The sequence below is a fragment of the Pontibacter anaerobius genome (assembly GCF_026241195.1).
GTDB lineage: Bacteria > Bacteroidota > Bacteroidia > Cytophagales > Hymenobacteraceae > Pontibacter > Pontibacter anaerobius.
In genome coordinates this window covers 17255-38282 of sequence record NZ_JAPFQO010000009.1, presented here as the reverse complement: position 1 = coordinate 38282, position 21028 = coordinate 17255, and the positions used below count along the sequence as shown (strand labels likewise).

Sequence of the window (21028 nt, the reverse complement as noted above, 5' to 3'; positions counted from 1 at the left end):
AAAGAAAGTATGGAGCCATACTTTGCAGCGGCTCCATACTTTAATGTTTAAAGATTAATATCCCGGGTTCTGGGTTAGAGTACCGCCACTGAGAATGATCTGCTGTTGCGGGATTGGCATTGCCTCATTCACACCTTCTGTGAACTGCTTACCCTGCGCCTGCAGTACCTCGGCAGCCCTGCCCTGGCGCACCAGGTCAAAGAAGCGGTCACCATTCTCCAGGGCCAGTTCTACACGGCGCTCGTGCCATATAATCTGGCGAAGCTCCTCCTGTGAGGCTGACTCAATAGGATCCAACCCGGCTCTTACTCGGACGCGGTTCAGGTCTGCTAAGGCTTGCTGAGTATCGCCCAACTCATTGGCAGCCTCAGCACGCATTAATAGTACCTCTGCAAAGCGTAAAATACGGACGTTCTGATCTTTGGCATACCCACATTCATTTGTAATGAAGCTTGGCACATATGCCTTTTGGTTATACCTCGGGTTCGGCGCATTTGGGTTAATCACATCACCTTCCGGAGTTGTCTCGCCTCTGAACAGGATAGTTGCCTCCAGGCGCTCATCACCTTCCTCATAGGCATTTACCAGATCCTCGGTAGGCTCTACAAAGCCCCAACCAAACTGAGCTCTTACACCCTGGACCTCTGCCCACTGGCTGTTGGAAGCGCCGCAGTTACCGGGTATAGTTTGCGCTTCTATCTCAAAGAGAGATTCGTTGTTGTGCTCCCCGGCGATCCGGAAAATGCTGTAATAATCCTCCACCAAGCCATAGCCTAAGCCTTCAATCTGATTAGCCAGATTAATTACCTCCTGCCAATTGCGTTGATAGAGCTGCACTTTGGCCAGCATGCCTAAGGCAGCTCCCTGGGTGGCACGACCTCTTTCGGCAGCTCCTCTGTTTGGTAAATCCGCTGCAGCTTCTGTCAGGTCCTGTATGATTTGCGTGTATACTTCCTCTGCACTTGATCGTGGAATGTTTAGGGTAGCAGGATCCTCCTGCTCACCAGGCACTGGTACAGATAAGCGAAGAGGCACGCCTCCGAAGGCTCTTACCAGATTAAAGTAATGATAGGCACGGAAGAATTTCGCTTCTGCCAGAATACGCTCCTTTTCAGTCGCGTCCATTGTTATTTGAGGCACATTGGTAAGCACCTGGTTTGTCAGGTTTATAGCCTGATACTGGCCGTTCCAGTATCCGTTCAACTGCCCCTCTGTAGCTGTAAGAGTAAAGTTATCGAAGTCATCCAGAAAACCAGCGTCACCTGGCACGCTGCCTTTGGCAGCATTATCAGAGGTGATGGTGGTGATGGCCAGATGGGCGAAGGCAATGTTGTTCCACTCCCTCAAGTTGCCGTACACGGAGTTGATAGCAAGCCTGGCATGCTCTGCAGTTGTAAAGAAGTCCTCCCCTACGCCTACTCCTTCAGGTTCCACATCCAGGAAATCTTCTGAACAGGATGCCAAACCTCCGATGGCCAGGGCGCTGATAAGTATAAACGAGTTGCGCTTAACGCTGTAAAGTATATTTTTCATGAGTTGTTCCTGTTTTAGAATGTAGCATTAACACCAAAGTTGTAGGTAGCAGAAAGTGGATACACATTTCGGTCTATGCCCTGGCTTATCGGGGCACCGCCTACCTCCGGAGAGAAGCCATTGTAGTCGAACCAGGTTACCGGGTTCTGCGCATTTACATACACGCGAAGGTTGCGCATCTTTAGGGTATTCACCACACCTTCTGGCAGGTTATAACCTAACTGCAGGTTTCGGATTCTGATGTAACTACCGCTTTCTACATAGTAATCGCTTGGATCAAGGTTTTTACCAGTCAACTTAGCAGAAGGGTATGAGTTTGATGTACCCGGACCACTCCAGCGGTTATCATAGAAATCCTTATCGTAGTTTTCATTGCCGAAGCGCACGTTACGGTTACCGTTGTAAATGTCTACATCAGCCACACCTTGTATATCCAGCTGCAAATCGAAGCTTTTATAGCGGAAGCCTGTGTTGATGCCATAGATCAGGCCTGGGTTTGGATTACCGATGATAGTTTTATCTCTTTGGTCTATCACATTATTTCCATCAAGGTCTCTGTATCTGAAGTCGCCTGGAACGGCGCTAGGCTGAGCGGAGCCTTCAATCTCCTGTTCATTTTGGAAGATACCTGCTACTTCATAGCCAAAGAAAGAACCGATTGGGTCGCCTACACGGGTTATGCTTACCTGATAGCCGCCTACAGGCAGGTTACCATTGAAAAGGGCCGCATTCTCCGTAGCAATGTTGGTTACCTCGTTTTGGTTGCGAGAGAAATTCACACCAACGTTGTAGCTGATATCACTTGATATATCATCGCTCCAGTTGGCTATAAACTCTATACCACGGTTGCGGAAATCAGCAAAGTTACCTCTGATCTGGCCTCCCAAACCCAAAAACCCAAGTGGGGTAAGACCAAAGATGGCATCCTTAGTTTGCTTATTGTACCAGTCGGCTTCTACCGTCAGCCTGTTGTTCAGGAAGCCCATCTCAACACCTAAGTCAACTTCTTCTACTATCTCCCAGAAAAGTGTAGAAGGTACAACGTCTGTTATGTTCGCTCCGGGTAAAAGTACTCCATTATATATTGAGCCATATCGTGCGGCTCTGTTTACCGGCAGTCTGAATATATTAGCCGGGATGTTGTTATTACCTAGCCTTCCCCAGCTTGCTCTTAGCTTCAGGTTATCAAAAATGTTTTGGCTTTGCATAAAACCTTCCTCAGTTACACGCCAGCCTAAGCCGATAGAAGGAAAGTATTCCCATCTATCATCTCGCGGATAGTTAGAAGAAGCATCATAGCGTAAAGTGGCGGTAAGCAGGTAACGATCCAGGAAAGAATAATTCACCCTGCCAAAATAAGAAACGAAGGTACCTCTTTCACCTCCAGCATTAATGTTAAATGTCTCTGGGTCACCTAAGTCCAGGTAAAGGTTTGCTTCTGTATTGAATTCGACATCGTTTACGGATCCTGTAAAGAACTCAGACTGATCCTCCTGAGCTGAAGTACCCAACAGAGCCGTAATCTCATGGTCTCCGAAAGACTTGTCATAAGTCAGGGTATTTTCCCAGAGCCACATGTTTGTTTTACTTCTGTGCTGGGTTAAAAGACTTCTGGAGGCGAACTGCACGCTGGTAAGCGAGTCTTGTGATCTATAGTTCCAGAATTCGTCTATACCATAGTTCAGGCCAAGACTTGTGCGGAAGGTGAACCCATCCAGAAATGTTACTTCACCGAAGGCATTACCTGTTAAGCGCTGGCCATTCGACTCTTGGTTGAACCAATCCAGAGAGGCCTGTGGGTTAGCAAAGTTACCTACGGGATAATTTGCCGGGTCACCGTACCGGCCATTTGGCTCAAATACAGGTATGATAGGCGGCGCCACAAAGGCTTGGTAGAAAATATCGCCTGGTATGTTTTCTGACTGATAATCATAGAAAATACCATTGTAGCCTACTTTGATATTTTCGCTGATCTGGAAGTCGGTTTGTAATCGGGCTGTAAGGCGACGGTATTCGTCCCCCTCTACGATACCTTCCTGGTTCAGGTAACCAGCGCTGGCCATGTAAGTCACCTTCTCAGATCCACCAGAGGCAGATACCTGGTGGTTATGAATCATGGCAGTACGCAGAATCTGGTCATACCAGTCAGTACTTGGCAGGCCGGTTGGCAGAAGGCTGGCATCCGGGTTTTCAATGCGGAGTTTCTCGTTCACTAAAGTTGTGTATTCCTGCGCATTGGTCATTTCGAGTTGATTCGTAACCCGCTGCACTCCTACAAAACCGTTATAGTTAACAGTGGCCTCTCCTGCCTTACCGCGCTTGGTTGTAACAAGTACTACACCGTTTGCAGCACGAACACCGTAAATCGCAGCACTGGAGGCATCTTTCAAAATTTCCATCGACTCAATATCAGCCGGGTTCAGGAAGCTAAGGTCATCTACAAAAGTACCATCCACTACATAAAGCGGATCTGTACTACCCAAAGCAGAGCCCGCACCACGAATCCTGATCTGTGGTGACGCACCAGGTGCGCCGGAGTTTGTGATGGTAACGCCGGCCACTTTACCTTGCAGCGAACTCACCGGGTTCTGTGAAGCCTGTCTAACAAGTTCCTCACTTTTAACCGAGGCAATCGAACCAGTTACATCGCGCTTCTCCTGCACACCATAGCCTGTTACCACTACCTCCTGCAGTGTTTCGGTGTCTGTCTGCAACTGTGCGTTAATGGTGTTCTGGTTGTTAACAGGCACCTGCGCATTCTGGTAGCCCAGGTAACTGAATGTAAGCGTACCGTTTGCCGGGGCATTGATGGTATAGTTACCTTCGGCATCGGTTTGGGTGCCGGTGCTGGTTCCCTGTACCGCCACACCCGCTCCAATAAGCGGTTGTCCGGTAGAGGCATCGGTCACCTTACCCTGCACCGAAATTGTATTCTGCGCAAATGAGAGGTGAACCGTCAGCAGGCACATGACGAGTAGTAAAATTTTTCTCTTCATACGTTTTACTCAAAGATTGATTTTAGATTAGGTTGATGCTATAAATGTCTGGGTTATCATTTCGGCACCCAAAAATTCCACCACTACAATACCACATCACAGTGCAAAATAGTGAGTGCTTACCTTAAGGGGCTTGCACAAGGTCCAGTTCCGGTGAGTACATACTTTTGTATACGTTGAGCAGATGTTATGGATAGATGATACACATAAAAAAATGCCCCCTGAGCGATTTTTCAGGGGGCATGAGAGGTAATGATGTGGTAATAATGTGGTGTCAGATCTCCATCACGAACTCCACCAGGTTCTTTTCGGGGTCCATGTTCAGCTTTTTGCGGAGGCGGTAGCGGCGCAGTTCTACTCCGCGAACGGTGATATTGAGCAGTGCGGCGATCTCCTTGCTTGACATATTCATCCGCAGGTAGGCACACAGCTTCATATCATTGGGTGTAAGCTCCGGATAGCCCTCCTTCAGCTTTTTAAAGTAGTTGGCGTTGGTCTCGTTAAAGCTCTTCTCAAACAGCTCCCAATCATTTTGAGAACTCATACCCTCCAGTATAATTTTTTGTATTTTCTTTAGCTGCCGCTCCGGCAGCCTGTTGCCCTCTGCATCCTGCAGCTTGTTCACCTCATGGCTGATGTTCTGCAACAGCTCGTTCTTATTCACGATGTTCAGGGCAGTGCTGGCCAGTTCGCGGCTCTTGTTAGATAGCTCTGATTTCAGCTGCTCGTTACGTATCTTCACCAATTTCTGCTCGTGTAGGATAGCCTCCTGCCGCAACTGCTCCTGCTTTTCCTGCTCCAGCTGCTGCTGTATGCGTTGCTGGTCCCGCTGCAGCTTTTTAAAGTATAGCCTGCGGCCTACCCAAAGTATAAGTACCGCCACCACGGCATACAACGTATAAGCCCACCAGGTGGCATACCATGGCGGCAGCACCACAAAGCGGTATTCTGTGGCTGTTGTTATAACCTCCCCGCTTACGCGTGCGCGCACCTTAAAGCTATACTCTCCCTGCCCCAGGTTCGTAAACTCCTTTTGGGTAGCACTGCTCCACGGCGACCATTTGCCGGAGTAACCCTCCAGCAAGTACTGAAACTCTACCTCCGACTGCTTAAAGTATGGTAAGGCAAAAGACAGGCGCAGGTTGTTCTGGCTGTAAGGCAGCTGCAGCATGTCGGCACGCTCTCCGGTTTCGGTTAGCAGTTGAAGTTTATCCGTGGTGTTCTCCACCTTACGGATGAGCACATGGGGCAGTGCTATACTTTGCGACGGCATGGTGTCAGTGTTATAAATGACGAAACCGTCGTCTATACTTATCAGGTAAATAAAGTCGCTTATCTTGCTGATGCTCTCATACTCCTGTACCATGCGGCCGTCCAGAATGTTAAACTGGTTGGTGTTGATGCGCGGCTGCTGCGGGTTAGCCATATCCACCAAAGCCACTTTGCCGTGGTTTATAAACCAGTACTTTTTGCCTGTGGCAGGAAGTATGCGCTTTGATGTAGCCAGAGAACCGATTTTGCTGTTGAGCTCCTGATACGGTGTAAACTTGTTGCTTATCTCATTGTAATGGTAGAACCCTTTGCCGGTAGAGAACAGCAGACGGCTAAAGAGACGCGAGATGGTAACTTTATAAGCCCCTGGCAAGCCTTGCCTTTCGTCGAAGCTTCTGGTTTCGGTAACCTGGCGCAGGTCGGGGCTAAGCTTTAGTCTATAGAGTCCTTTGTAAGCGTGGCCTACCCAGATGTGGCCGGTTTGGTTCTGTTCCACATTCCTGGCCGGCTCCCCAAATCCTTCTACCCGATGCGAAAAAGCCCAATGGCCGTCTTTTTTCCGGTATACAGCCAGGCCTGTATAAGTACCTTGTATCAGTACAGCCGGGTCGGACTGTAGTTTTTTGATGGTCCAGCCGCCTTTTACATCCGAGATCTTTACCAGCCCACTTCCCTCTACTCTAAATGTGCCCTCGTTGTGGCCGCACAGAAGCTCACCGTCTACCACGGCCAGTTCCCACACCTGCCCCTGCGAGTTCTCGATCATCCGGAAATCCAAGTTTTGTGCAGCGTTAGGGTTTCCTGGTCGCCAATGGCTGTAGTATAACCCCTGGTTGGTGCCCAGGTATATTTTATCACCATGGATGATGCTGCTGTACACGGTGCCGAAATTGCCAACCTTATCGAAGTAAAAGTATAGCGGGGAGTTCACCTCCACCCGATCTATGCCATTATCAAGCCCTGCCCACAGGTTCTGATTTCGGTCGGCGAAGAGGTTCAGCACGGTATTGTTTTGGAGGCCGTTGCTTTTGTTGAGGCGGTGCACCAGCTTTCCCTGCTCATTTAGCACCACTACCCCATTCAGGATAGTGCCGAAGGCGTAGTAGCTGCCATTAATCCGGGTGCCGTTATTCAGTTGGTAGGTTTTGAGGTACTCATTCGCCTCGTTCTGCCAGGGTGAAAAGTCCTGGCCGTCATATATAAAAAGCCCGTCTTTAGCGGTACCTATTACAAACCGGTTTCCCGAGAACGGCAGCACGCTCAGCACCCCTGAATTGCCCAGTTTACGGCTGTTAGGTATAAAGTGCAGGCTGTCGTCTTTCAGCTCATAAAGCCCCTTCGAAATAACCTCCGCAAAATAGCGCCCGCCGGCTTGGTGCAGGAACAGGAAGGGGTGCCGCGCCTTTACGACCGTTATTTTCCCATCCTGGTATTTAAAGATACTCGCAAACGACTGAAAGTATACTTTGTCACCATCCACATAGATTTTCCATACTTCGTCGTTGAGTTGGTGCTGATGTGGCACCAGGTCCACTAAAGAAGTATAGCGGAAGCGGCCATGTTTGTCGTGGCTCCAGTAACCTATTTCGCCAAAGCCTCCGGCATAAACACGGCCCTTTTCATCTGCAGCCACGGCACGCACAATCAGCTTGTTAGGCATTTGGTACAATTGCCAGTTGTTTCCATCAAAAGCCAGCAACCCACTGGAGTTGCCATAGTACATCACCCCATCCGGTCCGCGGGCAACCGACCAGTTCTGGTTGCCCGCTCTGTACTGCTGTTTCGTGTAGTTCTGGATATAAGGATAACCCAGCTTGTCGGCTGCCCCAGCCTGCGCCTCAACAGCCAGAAACAACATCAACAGCGCAGGGATCAGCCACACTCTTGCTCCTCTTTTAATCACCCTCTCTACTTCTCTCTTAATAAAAGGTAACATGTAGCTTCTGTATGATTATTTGCTTTGGTGTGCTAAGATAAGAATTAAATAGCAGTATAAAGATTTACAGACATGCATCTAGTGTTAAGTTATACTTCAAAAACCGGATGCAGTATTCTCAGCTCTTATGCCACAAAGTGCGATTTGGTTTTCCAACATCCGGCCGCGCGGCGCGTACTTTCTCTGAGGAAACTTATTTCCGCACTATAAAATGATAAAGCTATGTCGATAAAAGATATATTCAATAAGATAAAGAAAGAGGCGAAGGTGCTGCAGGGCGAGGAAACCAAGGACAAGCTCTTCCAGAACGAGAACACCTACCCTACCGAGCAGGAGGCGATTGCGGCCTTTGAACTCTCGAAGCAGAAGCTGTTTAACGTAAACAACTGGACCAAGCTCACCGGCGTTAGCTCCACCTTTGAACTGTACGACAACCGTGGCCGTCGCACCACCGCGCTGAAACCCGAGGTTGGCTACTACCTCAAGATCGTGCTGCCAGCCTCCACGATGGATAACTGGGTGAGGATAACTGAAGTGCGGGAAGAGGAGAACCTAGCCGAGTTTGTGGTGCACCCCAGTGAGCAACCACAGGAGTTAGGTGAGGGTGAGGCCGAAGTGGAGCACTTCTTTACAAAGGAAGCCAGCAGTACGTTCCGCGTTACGCGTGAGGGCAACACTATCCACGGGTATGAGATTGGCCGCAACGAGGGCATTAACAACCAGGGCGAAGAGGCCGGCGACCGGGCCGTGCTGAACACTTTTGTGGCAGAAGGCGGCTGGGCCATTTTCCAGGAGATGCAGTGGAACAAGCTAACCCGCTACCTGGTGCACCTGGAGGAGGCGAAGGAGGAGGAATAGCATAAAGTATAAATATCTTATTTGGGGAGCACCTGTTGGCGGGTGCTCTTTTTGTTTTGAGGGTTTTACTATATTTAGAGGATAGTATATTGCTGTCTGTATCATGAAGCAGGCTGAAACTTAAATTAGCACCTGGTTTAAGCCCTGTTGCCTTAACCTATACACAAATGAGACATTTGTTAAAGTATGCATTGTTATTACTCCTGTTTGCAGTGTGCGGCTGCAGCGACCAAGTGGAGCATGCAGGAGTAGAAAGGTATGAAATGGTTCTTCCTCCTCCGCCACCCGAAAGAAGCGTTGAAACAACTGAAAGAAAGCTAATCAAAGAGGGCACTATAGAGTTCGAAACAGATGACCTGAACTCTACCCGACAAACTATAATAAAGGCTGTCGAAAAGTATAAAGGCTATATTTCCTCAGACCAGGAGTTTAACTCTCCGGAGCGGGAGAGTAATACAATTATCGCCCGGGTGCCGGCAGATAGCTTTGACAGTTTCCTGAAAGACGCGACCAAAGGAGTAGAGAGGTTCAATAGCAAAGAAATCAAAGTTATTGACGTCACGACTGAGTTCCTTGACGTTCAGGCGAGGCTTAAAACTAAAAAAGAACTTGAAAACAGATTCTTGGACTTACTGAAACAGGCTAAAAGTGTGACAGAGATGCTTGAAATTGAAAAGCAGCTTGGAGAGTTACGTTCAGATATTGAATCTATGGAAGGTCGCTTAAAGTACCTTCAGAACCAGGTTTCATACTCTACATTAACCATAACTTTTTACAAGAGCATACCTTATCAGACTGAATTTAACCACAATTACAAGAATGGTTTTAGAAACGGCTGGAATAACCTGATTTGGTTCTTTGTTGCCCTTATCAACGTCTGGCCGTTTATACTTATTGGAGTTGCACTACTTGTTGCACTTAGAGTTTATAGGAGAAAAAGGCTGAAAAGTTAAGGCTTCAGTCTTTCACAACCCTTAATGTGCCCCCGCCCCTGCCCACCAGCAGGGGCTTTTTGTTTTCCACATTCTGATCAGTAGACATTTTTTCTCAACAAATCAACAAAGTAATTTATCCACAGCAAACCTACACAAGCTGAATAACTTAACTATTTATCCACCAAAACTGCCCATACTTTTGATTTTTAATTCCTAAATCTTCAAATTACCTTCGTAACCCTAAACACGAGTACCATGACGCAGAACGGACAAAACACAGCTCTCCGCAACGACTGGAGTCTGGAAGAGATAGAGGCGATTTATAACAAGCCAGTACTGGAACTGATCGTAGAGGCAGCCAATGTGCACAAGCAGTACCAGGCCACCGGCGAGGTGCAGGTATGTACTTTGTTATCCGTGAAGACTGGCGGATGCCCGGAGGATTGCTCTTACTGCCCACAGGCGGCGCGCTACCACACCGATGTGGATGTGCACAAGCTGATGAGCCAGGAGCAGGTGCTGACGGCAGCGCAGCGCGCAAAGGATGGCGGCTCTACCCGCTTTTGCATGGGCGCAGCCTGGCGCGAGGTGCGCGATAACCGCGACTTCGACAAGGTGCTGGACATGGTGAAAGGCGTGAATGAGATGGGCCTGGAAGTATGCTGTACCCTGGGTATGGTAAACGAGTACCAGGCCGAGAAGCTGAAAGAAGCCGGCCTGTATGCCTACAACCACAACCTGGATACTTCTGAAGATAATTACGCCAGCATCATCACCACCCGTACGTATGACGACCGCCTGAACACGATCGACAACGTGCGTAAGGCCGGTATCTCGGTTTGCTCGGGTGGCATCATCGGGCTCGGCGAGACGGACGAAGACCGCATTAAGATGCTTTATACGTTGTCTACCATGGCGGAGCACCCGGAATCAGTGCCGGTAAACGCGCTGGTACCAGTTAAAGGTACGCCGCTGGAGCACCAGCCGCTGGTTTCGGTTTGGGAGATGGTGCGCATGATCGCCACGGCCCGTATCCTGATGCCAAAATCGATGGTGCGATTGTCGGCTGGCCGCGAGCGCATGAGCGTGACGGACCAGGCACTTTGCTTCCTGGCCGGAGCCAACTCCATCTTTACCGGAGAAAAGCTTTTAACTACGCCAAACCCGGACTTTGATGCGGACAAGGCTATGTTCAACCTGCTGGGCCTGACACCAAGAAAATCATTCAAAGAAGAGAAGCAACACGTTTGCTCATAGTATAAAAAGCTGGTTGATAAGAGAAACCTGATTTATTATCTACTAGAATATCATCACCCTACCCCCTTCAAAGGGGGACTTTTCAATTAGTGTAATAATTACAGTATTTTACACCTTTGTGTGTCCCCCTCTGATGGGGGCAAGGGGATGACAAACTACATTGAGATTTTAAATCCAGCTCCTTTGTCAAATAGCCAATTAATACATAAACTGCAGCAGAAGCTGGCAGAGCGTGCGGCACAGGGCAACCTGCGCGTGCTCAAAACGACCAGCGGCTTGACAGACTTTTGCTCTAACGACTACCTCGGCCTTGCTCGCTCAGAAAAACTGCGGGCACTTATCCACAAGGAGGAGGAAAAGTATAAACAGCTACCACTGGGCGCAACCGGCTCCCGACTGCTATCAGGAAACCACCCGCTGTTTGAGGAGTTGGAGGGGATCATTGCGCGCTTCCACCACGCGGAGGCGGCCTTACTGTTCAACTCCGGCTACACGGCTAACGTGGGTTTACTGTCGGCACTGCCCCAGCGCGGAGATACTGTTTTGTACGATGAGGCCAGTCATGCCTCTATGAAAGACGGCCTGCGCCTGAGCTTTGCCAAAACCTATGCCTTCCGCCATAACAATGTGGAGGACCTGAAGCAAAAGCTGGAGCGAACGACCGGCCAGGTATATGTGCTGGTCGAGTCGGTATACTCGATGGATGGAGACCAGGCCCCCTTGAGGGAACTGGCACAACTATGTAACGCACATGATGCAGCACTTATTGTGGATGAGGCACATGCCGTGGGCCTTTATGGTGAGAAAGGAGAAGGACTTGTTTCGGCCCTGGGGCTGGAGCAGGAGGTGTTTGCCCGGGTACTAACCTACGGCAAGGCCATGGGCTTGCACGGGGCCGCCGTGGTAGGCCCGCAGGTGCTCCGCGATTTCCTCATCAACTACAGCCGCGCCTTTATTTATACCACCGGGCTGCCGACGCACGCGCTGGTGTCCCTGAAATGCACCTATACTTTACTGACCGAGATGAATCAGGAGCGGGAAAAGGTAAAGCGACTGGCGCAGCTATTGTACCGGAAACTGAACAACATAAGCGGCATCAGCTGCACCCCGGAAGGCAGTGTTATACTTTCTGTTTTCCTGCAACAGCCGCAGCAACTAAAGGTGCTGGCGGCTGCGCTGCAACAAGATGGTTTTGACGTGCGCCCCGTGCTGCCGCCTACCGTGCCCCAAGGTACCGAACGGCTCCGCGTGATCGTGCATGCTTTTAATACAGAAGAAGAAATTGAGGGCCTCGCGCAGGCCATAGCCAAAGGTACATGAAAAGATATTTTGTAACAGGAATCGGAACGGACGTAGGCAAAACAGTTGCCGCTGCCATACTTACCGAAGCCCTGCAGGCCGACTACTGGAAACCTGTGCAAGCAGGCGGCCTGGACTTCACCGATACAGACACTGTAAAAAGCCTGGTTTCTAATGAGCTATCTGTTTTTCACCCGGAAGCCTACAGCCTTAAGATGGCCGCGTCGCCGCATAAGGCTGCCGCGGCAGAGGGCGTGGAGATCGACGTGAAAGGCATGAAACTGCCCGACACCCAAAACAACCTAATTGTGGAGGGAGCCGGCGGCCTGATGGTGCCCCTGAACAAGCGCTACCTCGTGCTGGACCTGGTGCAGCAGTTGGGCCTGGAGGTTATACTTGTCTCCAGAAACTACCTCGGAAGTATAAACCATACCCTTCTCACCGCCGAGGTGCTGCGTTACCGCAAGATTCCGGTGGCCGGCATCATTTTTAACGGTGAGGAAAACGCAACTTCTGAGGATTTCATCGTGAAATACACAGGGCTGCGCCGCCTTCCGTCCATCCGCCAGGAAGCCGACTTCTGCAAAGACACCGTGGCCGAGTACGCGAAAACATTTGAAGGATATTTATAATTGTCGCCTATAGCAGAAACTCTACTAAACTAAACGTGCTTTACCGCACACCTTTAAGTATGAATTTAGCCGAACGTGACCATAACGTAATCTGGCATCCTTATACCCAAATGAAAACGGCAGCGCTTCCTATCCCGATTGTTCGGGGCGAGGGGGCGCTTTTGTTTTCGGAGGATGGCCAGACGTACATTGATGCCGTGGCTTCGTGGTGGGTGAACCTGCACGGGCACGCACATCCCTACATTGCCCAAAAAGTAGCCGAGCAGCTGCAGACGCTGGAGCATGTGATCTTCGCAGGCTTCACGCACCCTGCCGCCGTTACCTTTGCCGAGCGGCTGTTGCAGATCTTGCCGCAGGGCCAGAGCCGCATTTTTTACTCCGACAACGGCTCAACAGCTGTAGAGGTGGCCATGAAAATGGCTATCCAATACTGGAACAACCTCGGTACACCCAAAAAGAAGATCATCGCCTTTCGCGACAGCTATCACGGCGATACCTTCGGGGCCATGGCAGTGAGCGCCCGCAGTGCCTTTACCGCTCCGTTCTGGCCCTACTTATTCGAGGTGGATTTTGTAGATGTACCTACTGCCGGCAACGAGGAGGAAAGTATAAAACAGCTGGAGGCCTTTGCCTTGCGTGGGGATGTAGCAGCTTTCATTTTCGAGCCGCTGGTATTGGGCACAGCAGGTATGGTGATGTATACCCCGGAGGTGCTGGACAGGCTGCTGGAAATTTGCCAAAAGTATGAGATCCTGACCATCGCCGATGAGGTGATGACCGGCTTCGGCCGCACCGGCCGCCACTTCGCCACAGATTACCTCAAGCAGAAACCCGACATGGTGTGCCTCTCCAAAGGACTGACTGGCGGCACGATGGCTTTGGGTGCCACCTCCTGTAACGAAAAGATCTATGAGGCTTTCCTGCACGACGACAAGAGCAAAACACTTTTTCACGGCCACAGCTATACGGCTAACCCTGTTGCCTGCGCCGCCGGCCTCGCAAGTATGGATTTGTTGCTGCAGCCGGAGACACAGGAAAGTATAAACCGCATCGCCCAGCGCCACGCGGCCTTTGCCGAAAGTATAAAAGAGCTGCCACAGGTACTGCAGGTGCGTCAGCGGGGCACCATCCTTGCCGTAGAGTTTGAGGACGGAGGCACCTCCTACTTCAGCAACCTCCGCGATACACTTTATAGTTTTGGTATAGACAACGGTGTTATACTTCGTCCGCTGGGTAATATCATCTATGTGATTCCGCCCTACTGCATCACCGACCAGCAACTGGAGCAAATCTACAAAACCATTAGAGGGATGCAGGAAATCGTGGCTGGCAAGCGCCACCACCCCCGTCCGGACCGGGACATGCTGCATGATTAGATGAAAACCTCGTTTCAAGCCCTCCCCAGTTTTGGGGAGGGCTTTTGAATCGGGATTTACAGGATTTTCAAGAGGGTTCCCACCCCCGGGATGGACTGGATTGTTCGTACAACACGCAGTTTATTTCTGGCGCGAGTCTCCAGACTCGTGTCCTACAAATGATGTGAAGTCTCCGACTTCACTGAGGCCTCAGGCATCAGGTTGGGTTCTGTAAACGTTTATCATCCCCCTACCCCCTTCCAAGGGGGACTTTCACCTCTTTATAATATCGCTGTCATCTCGACCTTCAGGGAGAGATCTGAATCAGGATTTACAGGATTAGTGGATGCGCAGGATTTTTCACCGTCGTACAGCTCCAGATTTCTCGCGGAGTTCGAAGTGACAGGGAAGCAGCGGCTATGGATAAGTATGCGGATTGGAAAATCCGCGGCAGAGAGGTTCCGGACAAGGATGTCCGGAACAGCAACAACAAGAAAGTATAGCCAAAGTATAAAGTATGGCTACAGTCGAGTTACAAACCCGATACTATAAAAGGACACGGGTTACAAACTCGCGCCAGCAGTAGGCCAGCAATAGGAGACATCATTTCAGAACACCCGACAGCCTTCGGGGTGCCAGAAAGGAGCGAATAAACGCTCGTACAAGTATAGCCGGAACAGCGGAACTGAACCCAAGCTATTGAAATATAATACCAACTATTACCCCATCTAAAATACTCCCAAAACACAAAATCCCTCTTTACACCACTAAATTCCCATATTCCTCCTTACCTTTGCAGCCGGTTTGAGCGAGGAGAAGAAACATATCGTTATCCGTGGCTGCGGAGCTATTTCGCCTTTGGGCTTTGATGCAGAAAGTATGGCCGGGGCATACTTTGCAGGCAAGCCAGCTTTCACTTCCATACTTCATCAGGGCCAGCAGACACCTGTGGCAGCCCTGCCAGCAATGGCGGAAGAACAACTGCAGCAGCTTCTCTTATCCAATCCGGTCTATAAGCAGCTTGACCGTTCTGTAATGATGGCGGTGTTTGCCGCCAGGCAGGCTGCGCAGCAAGCTGGCTGGTTACACCCTATCACTGCCACCGATGATGACCTGGCTGTGAACATGGGCTCCTCGCGCGGAGCCACCGGCCTGTTTGAGCAACACTTTGAGGCCTTCCAGCAGGAGAATTTGTCCTCCGCCGCCTCCCCTACCACCACCTTAGGCAACCTCTCCAGCTGGGTAGCCCATGCAGTGAATGCCGGGGGCGGGCAGATCAGTCACTCCATTACCTGCAGTACCGCCCTGATGGCAATTGCCAATGGCGTGGCCTGGCTGAAGGCAGGGATGGCCAAACGCTTTCTGGCCGGAGGCACCGAGGCGCCGCTTACCGATTTTACCATTGCTCAGATGAAGGCGGTGGGTATTTACTCTAAGTTTTGTGATCACCCATACCCTTGCCAGCCTTACGCTCAGGAAAAACAAAATACCTTTACCTTAGGCGAGGGAGCAGCTGTTTTTGCCCTGGAGCAGGTGCAAAACCCTGAAAAAGGCACTCCCATTATAGAAGCTGTCGGACTGGGCTTTGAAAAGCTGGTAAGTAAGACGGGCATCACGGCAGAGGGTATAAATTTCCAGAAGTCTATGCGGCAGGCACTGGAGCAGCTGCCGGAGAAAGACCGCGAAGTGGATCTCATCATCACGCACACGCCCGGCACCCGCGCCGGCGACAAAGCGGAGTTGGCCGCCATACAGGCTGTTTTTGGTGAAAAAGCACCCGCCATCACCACCAATAAGTGGCTTATTGGCCATACGTTGGGAGCCTCCGGGGCACTCAGCTTACAATATGCCCTGCACATCCTGCAGCACCAGCAGTATACTTTTATACCTTACCCAAATCTGCTTGACCAAAGCAAACCGCAAAGTATAAAACGGGTTATGGTAAACGCTGCCGGCTTTGGCGGCAATGCGGCCAGTGTTATCCTTCACGTTATCGGCTAGTTTACTTCCAGCTTTCTCATTCTGGCCTGTGCCAGTATGCTTTGATTTTAACCCAAATCCAATATCCTAAACCCTGCTCCCGGGAAAACCTTTCTGCAAGACTGTCTGCGTAACATCCCACTCATTCACTTTCTAGTTTCAATTTTGATTGAATTATGGCCCATTCAAGTCAAGGATTGTTTCACGCAAAAATAAGTGCAATTTTTCATGATTTCCACTGGACTCAAACAGAGTATAATGAAAATAATAGATCGCATAATTATTCTTCTTATTGTTCTGAGATAAACTTTTCGGCAATAAAAAATTTCATCCAGACACACCCCAAGTAAAATATTTATAAAAAACAAACTAAAAATACAGGGTTATCTAGTGCAATTATTCAGTTCTGTCACTACATATTGCAAGCATACTTAACAAACCCAATGAAAAAAATATTCTACCACAGAATAGTCTTACTTCTTGTGTTTTGCCTTCTCAGCTCACTGCCAGTTGTTGCACAAACACCAGGATTGATCTACAAACCAGCAACTGGCACCGGTGCCAAAGTGATGGACCCTAACAGCGACGGCTACTTGTCCATGACCAGGTCGGGCTTTAGCGGCACAAGCGATGAGGGTGTGGGCATCAGCGAGATCCCTTACCGTCCTTTTCCGGCCCTCACCACGGAGCCTATCTCAGACCTTAACACAGGGTCCAGCGGTGGCCACACAGATTTAGCCACTCCTACTGAGGGAGATGCGTTTACGGGTTCACCGGTAGCGGCTTATTTTGATGGCGCCAATCTGATGTTCCGACTCAGGCTGGGAAGTTCTTCTACTGCCTCAAAGGGATATAGCGTGCTGATCGACAGTGATGGCAAGTTTGACAGCCCCGGCAACAACCCAGGCTTTGAATACGAGGTTCTCCTTGCCTCTAACTTTGCTGTGCAGGTTATCAAGCACACTCCCACAGGCAGTACTGCTATTTTCACAGGCTCTGTAGACCAGTATTCCCAACGTGCGGTAGCGGCCTCCACAAGTGGTAGTAACGCGGACTACTTCTACGATTTCTATGTGCCACTTTCAGCATTCAATGGCGGCATTACAGCTAGCACCCCGTTGCGCATGAGCGGTATAACTGTTACAAGTGCGCAAAGCGGCCTTACCGGCACGGTATCAGATGTAGGGGGCGTTAACTTCCTGTCCTATAACTATGACGCGCCAGCTGCCTGGCGTGCGCTGATCGGTGTTTTCCCGGCAACCAGCCTCACCACGTTGCAAACTTCCGCTTTTCCAAAGGTAGCCGCCACGGCACCGGTTGTAAACAGCCCAATTCAGGCTAACAGCACTTCTATATCAGGATCTTCAGTAGAGGCCGCGGGTTCTACCATTACGGTGTATAGGACGGTGGGAACGGGATCCCCGGTAGCCATAGGCACTACTACGGTCAGCTCGAATGGCAGCTGGACGCTTTCCGGCCTTTCCAGCTCACTATTGGCTGCAGGCAATGTGATAACCGCCACAGTAACAGTGAGCGGCAAGAGTTTATCAGCCTCCTCGAATGCGGTTACTGTATCTGCAGGTATCTGTACTGCTACACCTGCCCCAAAACTTACGGGTATCACAGGCACCACTGGTAACAGAGCGTTGGTTTTAACCCCTAGCTTCAGCGGAAACCAGGTTATCACAGTCTATAACTTAACATCAGGCACTTCACAGGCATCAGTTGTTCTGAACCTTACTGCTGGCACCCCTTACCCTTCATCATCCACCACTGCTCCTGCTTCATTTGTGGTTGCGCAGAATAACAACTATGTCGTTACAGCTACCCCAACAGACGCTGCCGGCAATCCAATTGGGTGCACGTCGTTGCGGTCAAATCAGTTGTGTTATACTACAGGAGGTAACTTCTCGTCCAACCCCCATACTGTCACGATTACTGGCGTCACCTATAACAGTGTCAGCAACACGACTAGCGCACCAAACAATACAGAGGTGCCTACCAACCTTAGCGCGGTAACTGTTTCGATAAACTTTAACGGGAGTTTAGATGCAGGTAACCTTGTTCTGTTCAGGAATGGCGTGCAAACCAACATCTCTGCGCCTTATACGATTGGTACTACCACACAAACACTCAGCCTGGCCGGGCTTTCTCCTGCCCTGACTGTTGGGGATGTCCTGAGTGTCAGAACTATTCAGACAGCGGGGTGCGCCGGTCAATCAACACCTTCCAATTTCTTGACGGTACTGCCTACTTCTGCGGCCCCTGTAATCAACACTCCAAACTGTGGCCTGGTCACTACACTGTCAGGCACGTCATCAGAGGCGGTAGGCACCGTGATCCAGTTTTATACAGGTGGCGTGGCAGGCGACCGCTCGGGCACCCTGGTGGTTCAGAACGGCACCACTACCCCGATCACGGCCTCTGTTAACAGCAACGGCACCTGGGAGGCATACTTCACCACTGCCAGTGGTGGCGGAATCCCAGCCGGGACAGCCATTACAGCCAGGGCAAAAGCATCCGGGAAAGTGCGAAGCGTAAATTCGAACGTGGTTTCAGCTGTTGCCGGCCCAACAGGAGTGCTGACTATCAACAGGCCTATTATCGAGGGATCGACCAGCATTTCCGGTACAGGTCCGGCGAGTTCGATCGGCGCCAAAGTAACCTTGTATTTAGAAGGCACCCCTTTCACGACAACAGTATTGGTAGCAAGTGATGGCACCTGGAAAGTTGAGGGCATTTCAGCCCAGGAGCTTTTCGCTGGCGCTAATGTCTCTGCTACCTACACACCAACCAGCCAGTGCGAAAGTATGAAATCGGCCATCGTAACTGTTTCGTGCAGCGCACCGGCTGTAACCTATACCATGACGCCTTCTGAAACGCAGACCTGCGGCGGCAATACTGTAAACTTCACACTGTCAGGCTCCACCTATGGCATCTCGTACAGGTTGCTGGCAAATGGAGTAGAATCAGGGGCCTCTGTGATAGGAACAGGCGGACCGATTACCCTTACCTCGGCTGTACTCACTAACCTCACGGCCTCAAACCAAACCGTTACCTTCACATACCGCGCGCGAAAGGTTGGAGGTTCTGCCTGCGATGCCACTTCTACTGGTACCGTAGCCATAACAGTGCGTCCGCAACCGATAACCTCTGGCTTAGCCTTTACGAGCACCACAGGCAGCACATGTGCCAACTCTAGTGCCAGTATCCTGCTAAACGGAACCAGCACAACCTATACGTACCAACTGATGAATCAAACCACCAATACCCTGGTAGGATCTCCGGTGACAGGGGTAGCTTCTGGCTCTATAACATTGAGCACGGGTATCGTTACGGCTAACACCACTTATGGGCTGGCCATCACGTTTGCATCCGGTACAACCCCTTGCTCCACTACCCTGGCTAACCAGGTTTCTGTTACGGTAACGGGTGCACCAACCAACACGGCCGTATATGCGGCCTATGACCAGGTATGTGCCAATGGCTCGACCCCTATCTATGTGGCTACATTAAACAATGCTGGTTACCAGTATAAAGTATACCGCAAAAAAACAGCAGCCAATGGTTTGGGAGCTGATGCCCTGTTAGGCACCCTGACCGGAAACGGTGCCACCCAATCCGTTTCCAGCGGCAGCCTGGCAACAGCAGGCACGGAGGAGTTCTATGTTACGGTGACCTCTGCCAGTTGCGGCACCGTAACCCTGACAATGACAGCGCAGGTGCAGGTATCGAGCACGCCGGAGCTGGCCGACGCCGGAGCTGACAAGACTTTTTGCGGCAGCTCAACAGTACTGAATGGCAACAGCATCGCCGCCAGCACGGGCATGTGGACACAGATCAGCGGCCCATCCGTTGCTACCTTCAGCTCAGCTTCTGACACGGATGCTACGGTTGGCGGCTTAGTATCGGGCGCCTATGTGTTCCGCTGGACGGTGCAGACAACCTGCGGCGGTTCATACAGCCAAAGTGCCGATGACGTAAAAATAACCATCAACTGTGATGCCAGCTATACGTTGGCAATTCCTAAGTATAAGGATGAGTATGCCGGAGGTGAGATTCTCGCGCGGGCAACAGACCCGGATGGCCCTATAACCACAGCGTCAATCACACAAGGCGCGCTTCCTGCGGGCATCTTCTTTAACGCTGCAAACGGCAACCTAAGCGTTGCAAACCCTGGTGGGTTGATCGAAGGAATTTATCCATTGACGATCAGACTCGTAGATGCCGCCGGGGGAACAACAGTTACGGACATCGTGCTCCGCATTTATGGAAACTCCCCTTCCATTGTGCCATTACCAGTAGAGTTGGTCTACTTCAGGGCAACAGCACAACAGTACTCGGTGGAGTTAAAATGGCTTACGGCCTCTGAAGAGAACAACCAGGAATTTGTAATTGAGCGTAGCGTTGACGGAAAAAACTATATTCCTATCGGCACTGTGACAGGTGCCGGGTCAACCACGCTGTCGCAACTTTACACTTTCACCGATAGTGAGGTGCCTGCCGGAATAGTTTATTACCGCCTGAAACAAATTGATTATGACGGGCAATTCAACTACAGCAAAGTAGTTTCTATCAGGCTCAAGGAAACCATCGCACAAGGCAAGCAGCTTAACGTATGGCCGAACCCGTTTGAGGAAGAACTCCATGTGGAGGTGTATGCGCCGGTTGCCAATGAGGTGAGTTTAGTTGTTTCCGACCTGAAAGGGCGCATCATATATCAAAGATCCGTCCAGCTGAAAATGGGGACGAACAAACTTAACCTATCCCTTCAGGAGCTTTCAACCGGCGTGTACTTATTGCATCTTCAGGGAACAGACATAACAGGAAAAGCAAAAGTGATAAAGCACTAAACAGCTTGTAAGTATAAGATATACAGGAACGGCCGGATGAACTATCCGGCCGTTCTTTTTTTACCCTGAAAAGTAAGCCTTGGCAAGTTATTCGAACTTATTCCGCTGATTTTTTGCTACTT

11 protein-coding genes are annotated in these 21028 nt (G+C 50.4%); 8 read left to right on the top strand and 3 right to left on the bottom strand.

Annotated elements, in window-relative coordinates:
- Positions 1-54: 54 nt before the first annotated feature.
- From OO017_RS13735 to OO017_RS13725, 3 genes are all read right to left on the bottom strand, one after another.
- Positions 55-1533 carry a RagB/SusD family nutrient uptake outer membrane protein gene (locus OO017_RS13735; protein WP_266053102.1) on the bottom strand — a complete coding sequence of 493 codons (1479 nt, stop codon included), beginning with the start codon at positions 1531-1533 and terminating at the stop codon, positions 55-57.
- A 14-nt stretch (positions 1534-1547) separates the two neighbouring features.
- Entirely contained in the window at positions 1548-4529 is a 2982-nt protein-coding gene (locus OO017_RS13730) for a SusC/RagA family TonB-linked outer membrane protein (protein ID WP_266053101.1), read from the bottom strand.
- Positions 4530-4803: 274 nt separating this feature from the next.
- The gene (locus tag OO017_RS13725; RefSeq protein WP_266053100.1) at positions 4804-7683 is read right to left on the bottom strand and encodes a triple tyrosine motif-containing protein; all 2880 of its coding nucleotides are present in this window, start codon (positions 7681-7683) and stop codon (positions 4804-4806) included.
- Between the two features lie 276 nt (positions 7684-7959).
- On the opposite strand from OO017_RS13725, the gene OO017_RS13720 reads away from it, so the two are divergent.
- From OO017_RS13720 to OO017_RS13685, 8 genes are all read left to right on the top strand, one after another.
- A complete protein-coding gene (locus tag OO017_RS13720) occupies positions 7960-8595 on the top strand; it encodes a hypothetical protein (RefSeq protein WP_266053099.1) in 636 nt (211 codons plus the stop codon).
- Positions 8596-8762: 167 nt separating this feature from the next.
- Positions 8763-9548, top strand: coding sequence for a DUF4349 domain-containing protein (locus tag OO017_RS13715; protein WP_266053098.1), 786 nt, complete (start codon positions 8763-8765; stop codon positions 9546-9548).
- Positions 9549-9785: 237 nt separating this feature from the next.
- Positions 9786-10787, top strand: a complete 1002-nt coding sequence (bioB, locus tag OO017_RS13710) for a biotin synthase BioB (protein WP_266053097.1) — start codon at positions 9786-9788, stop codon at positions 10785-10787.
- 183 nt (positions 10788-10970) lie between these two features.
- Positions 10971-12107: an aminotransferase class I/II-fold pyridoxal phosphate-dependent enzyme gene (locus OO017_RS13705; protein WP_266053095.1), complete on the top strand. Its 1137-nt coding sequence runs from the start codon at positions 10971-10973 to the stop codon at positions 12105-12107.
- On the top strand, positions 12104-12718 hold the full coding sequence (gene bioD, locus OO017_RS13700) for a dethiobiotin synthase (protein WP_266053094.1): 615 nt from the start codon (positions 12104-12106) through the stop codon (positions 12716-12718). Before OO017_RS13705 ends, bioD begins: the two co-directional genes overlap by 4 nt.
- A gap of 59 nt (positions 12719-12777) precedes the next feature.
- Entirely contained in the window at positions 12778-14094 is a 1317-nt protein-coding gene (gene bioA / locus OO017_RS13695) for an adenosylmethionine--8-amino-7-oxononanoate transaminase (RefSeq protein WP_266053093.1), read from the top strand.
- A gap of 783 nt (positions 14095-14877) precedes the next feature.
- Positions 14878-16074 carry a beta-ketoacyl synthase N-terminal-like domain-containing protein gene (locus OO017_RS13690; RefSeq protein ID WP_266053092.1) on the top strand — a complete coding sequence of 399 codons (1197 nt, stop codon included), beginning with the start codon at positions 14878-14880 and terminating at the stop codon, positions 16072-16074.
- A 509-nt stretch (positions 16075-16583) separates the two neighbouring features.
- The gene (locus OO017_RS13685) at positions 16584-20906 is read left to right on the top strand and encodes a T9SS type A sorting domain-containing protein (protein WP_266053090.1); all 4323 of its coding nucleotides are present in this window, start codon (positions 16584-16586) and stop codon (positions 20904-20906) included.
- Positions 20907-21028: the final 122 nt, after the last annotated feature.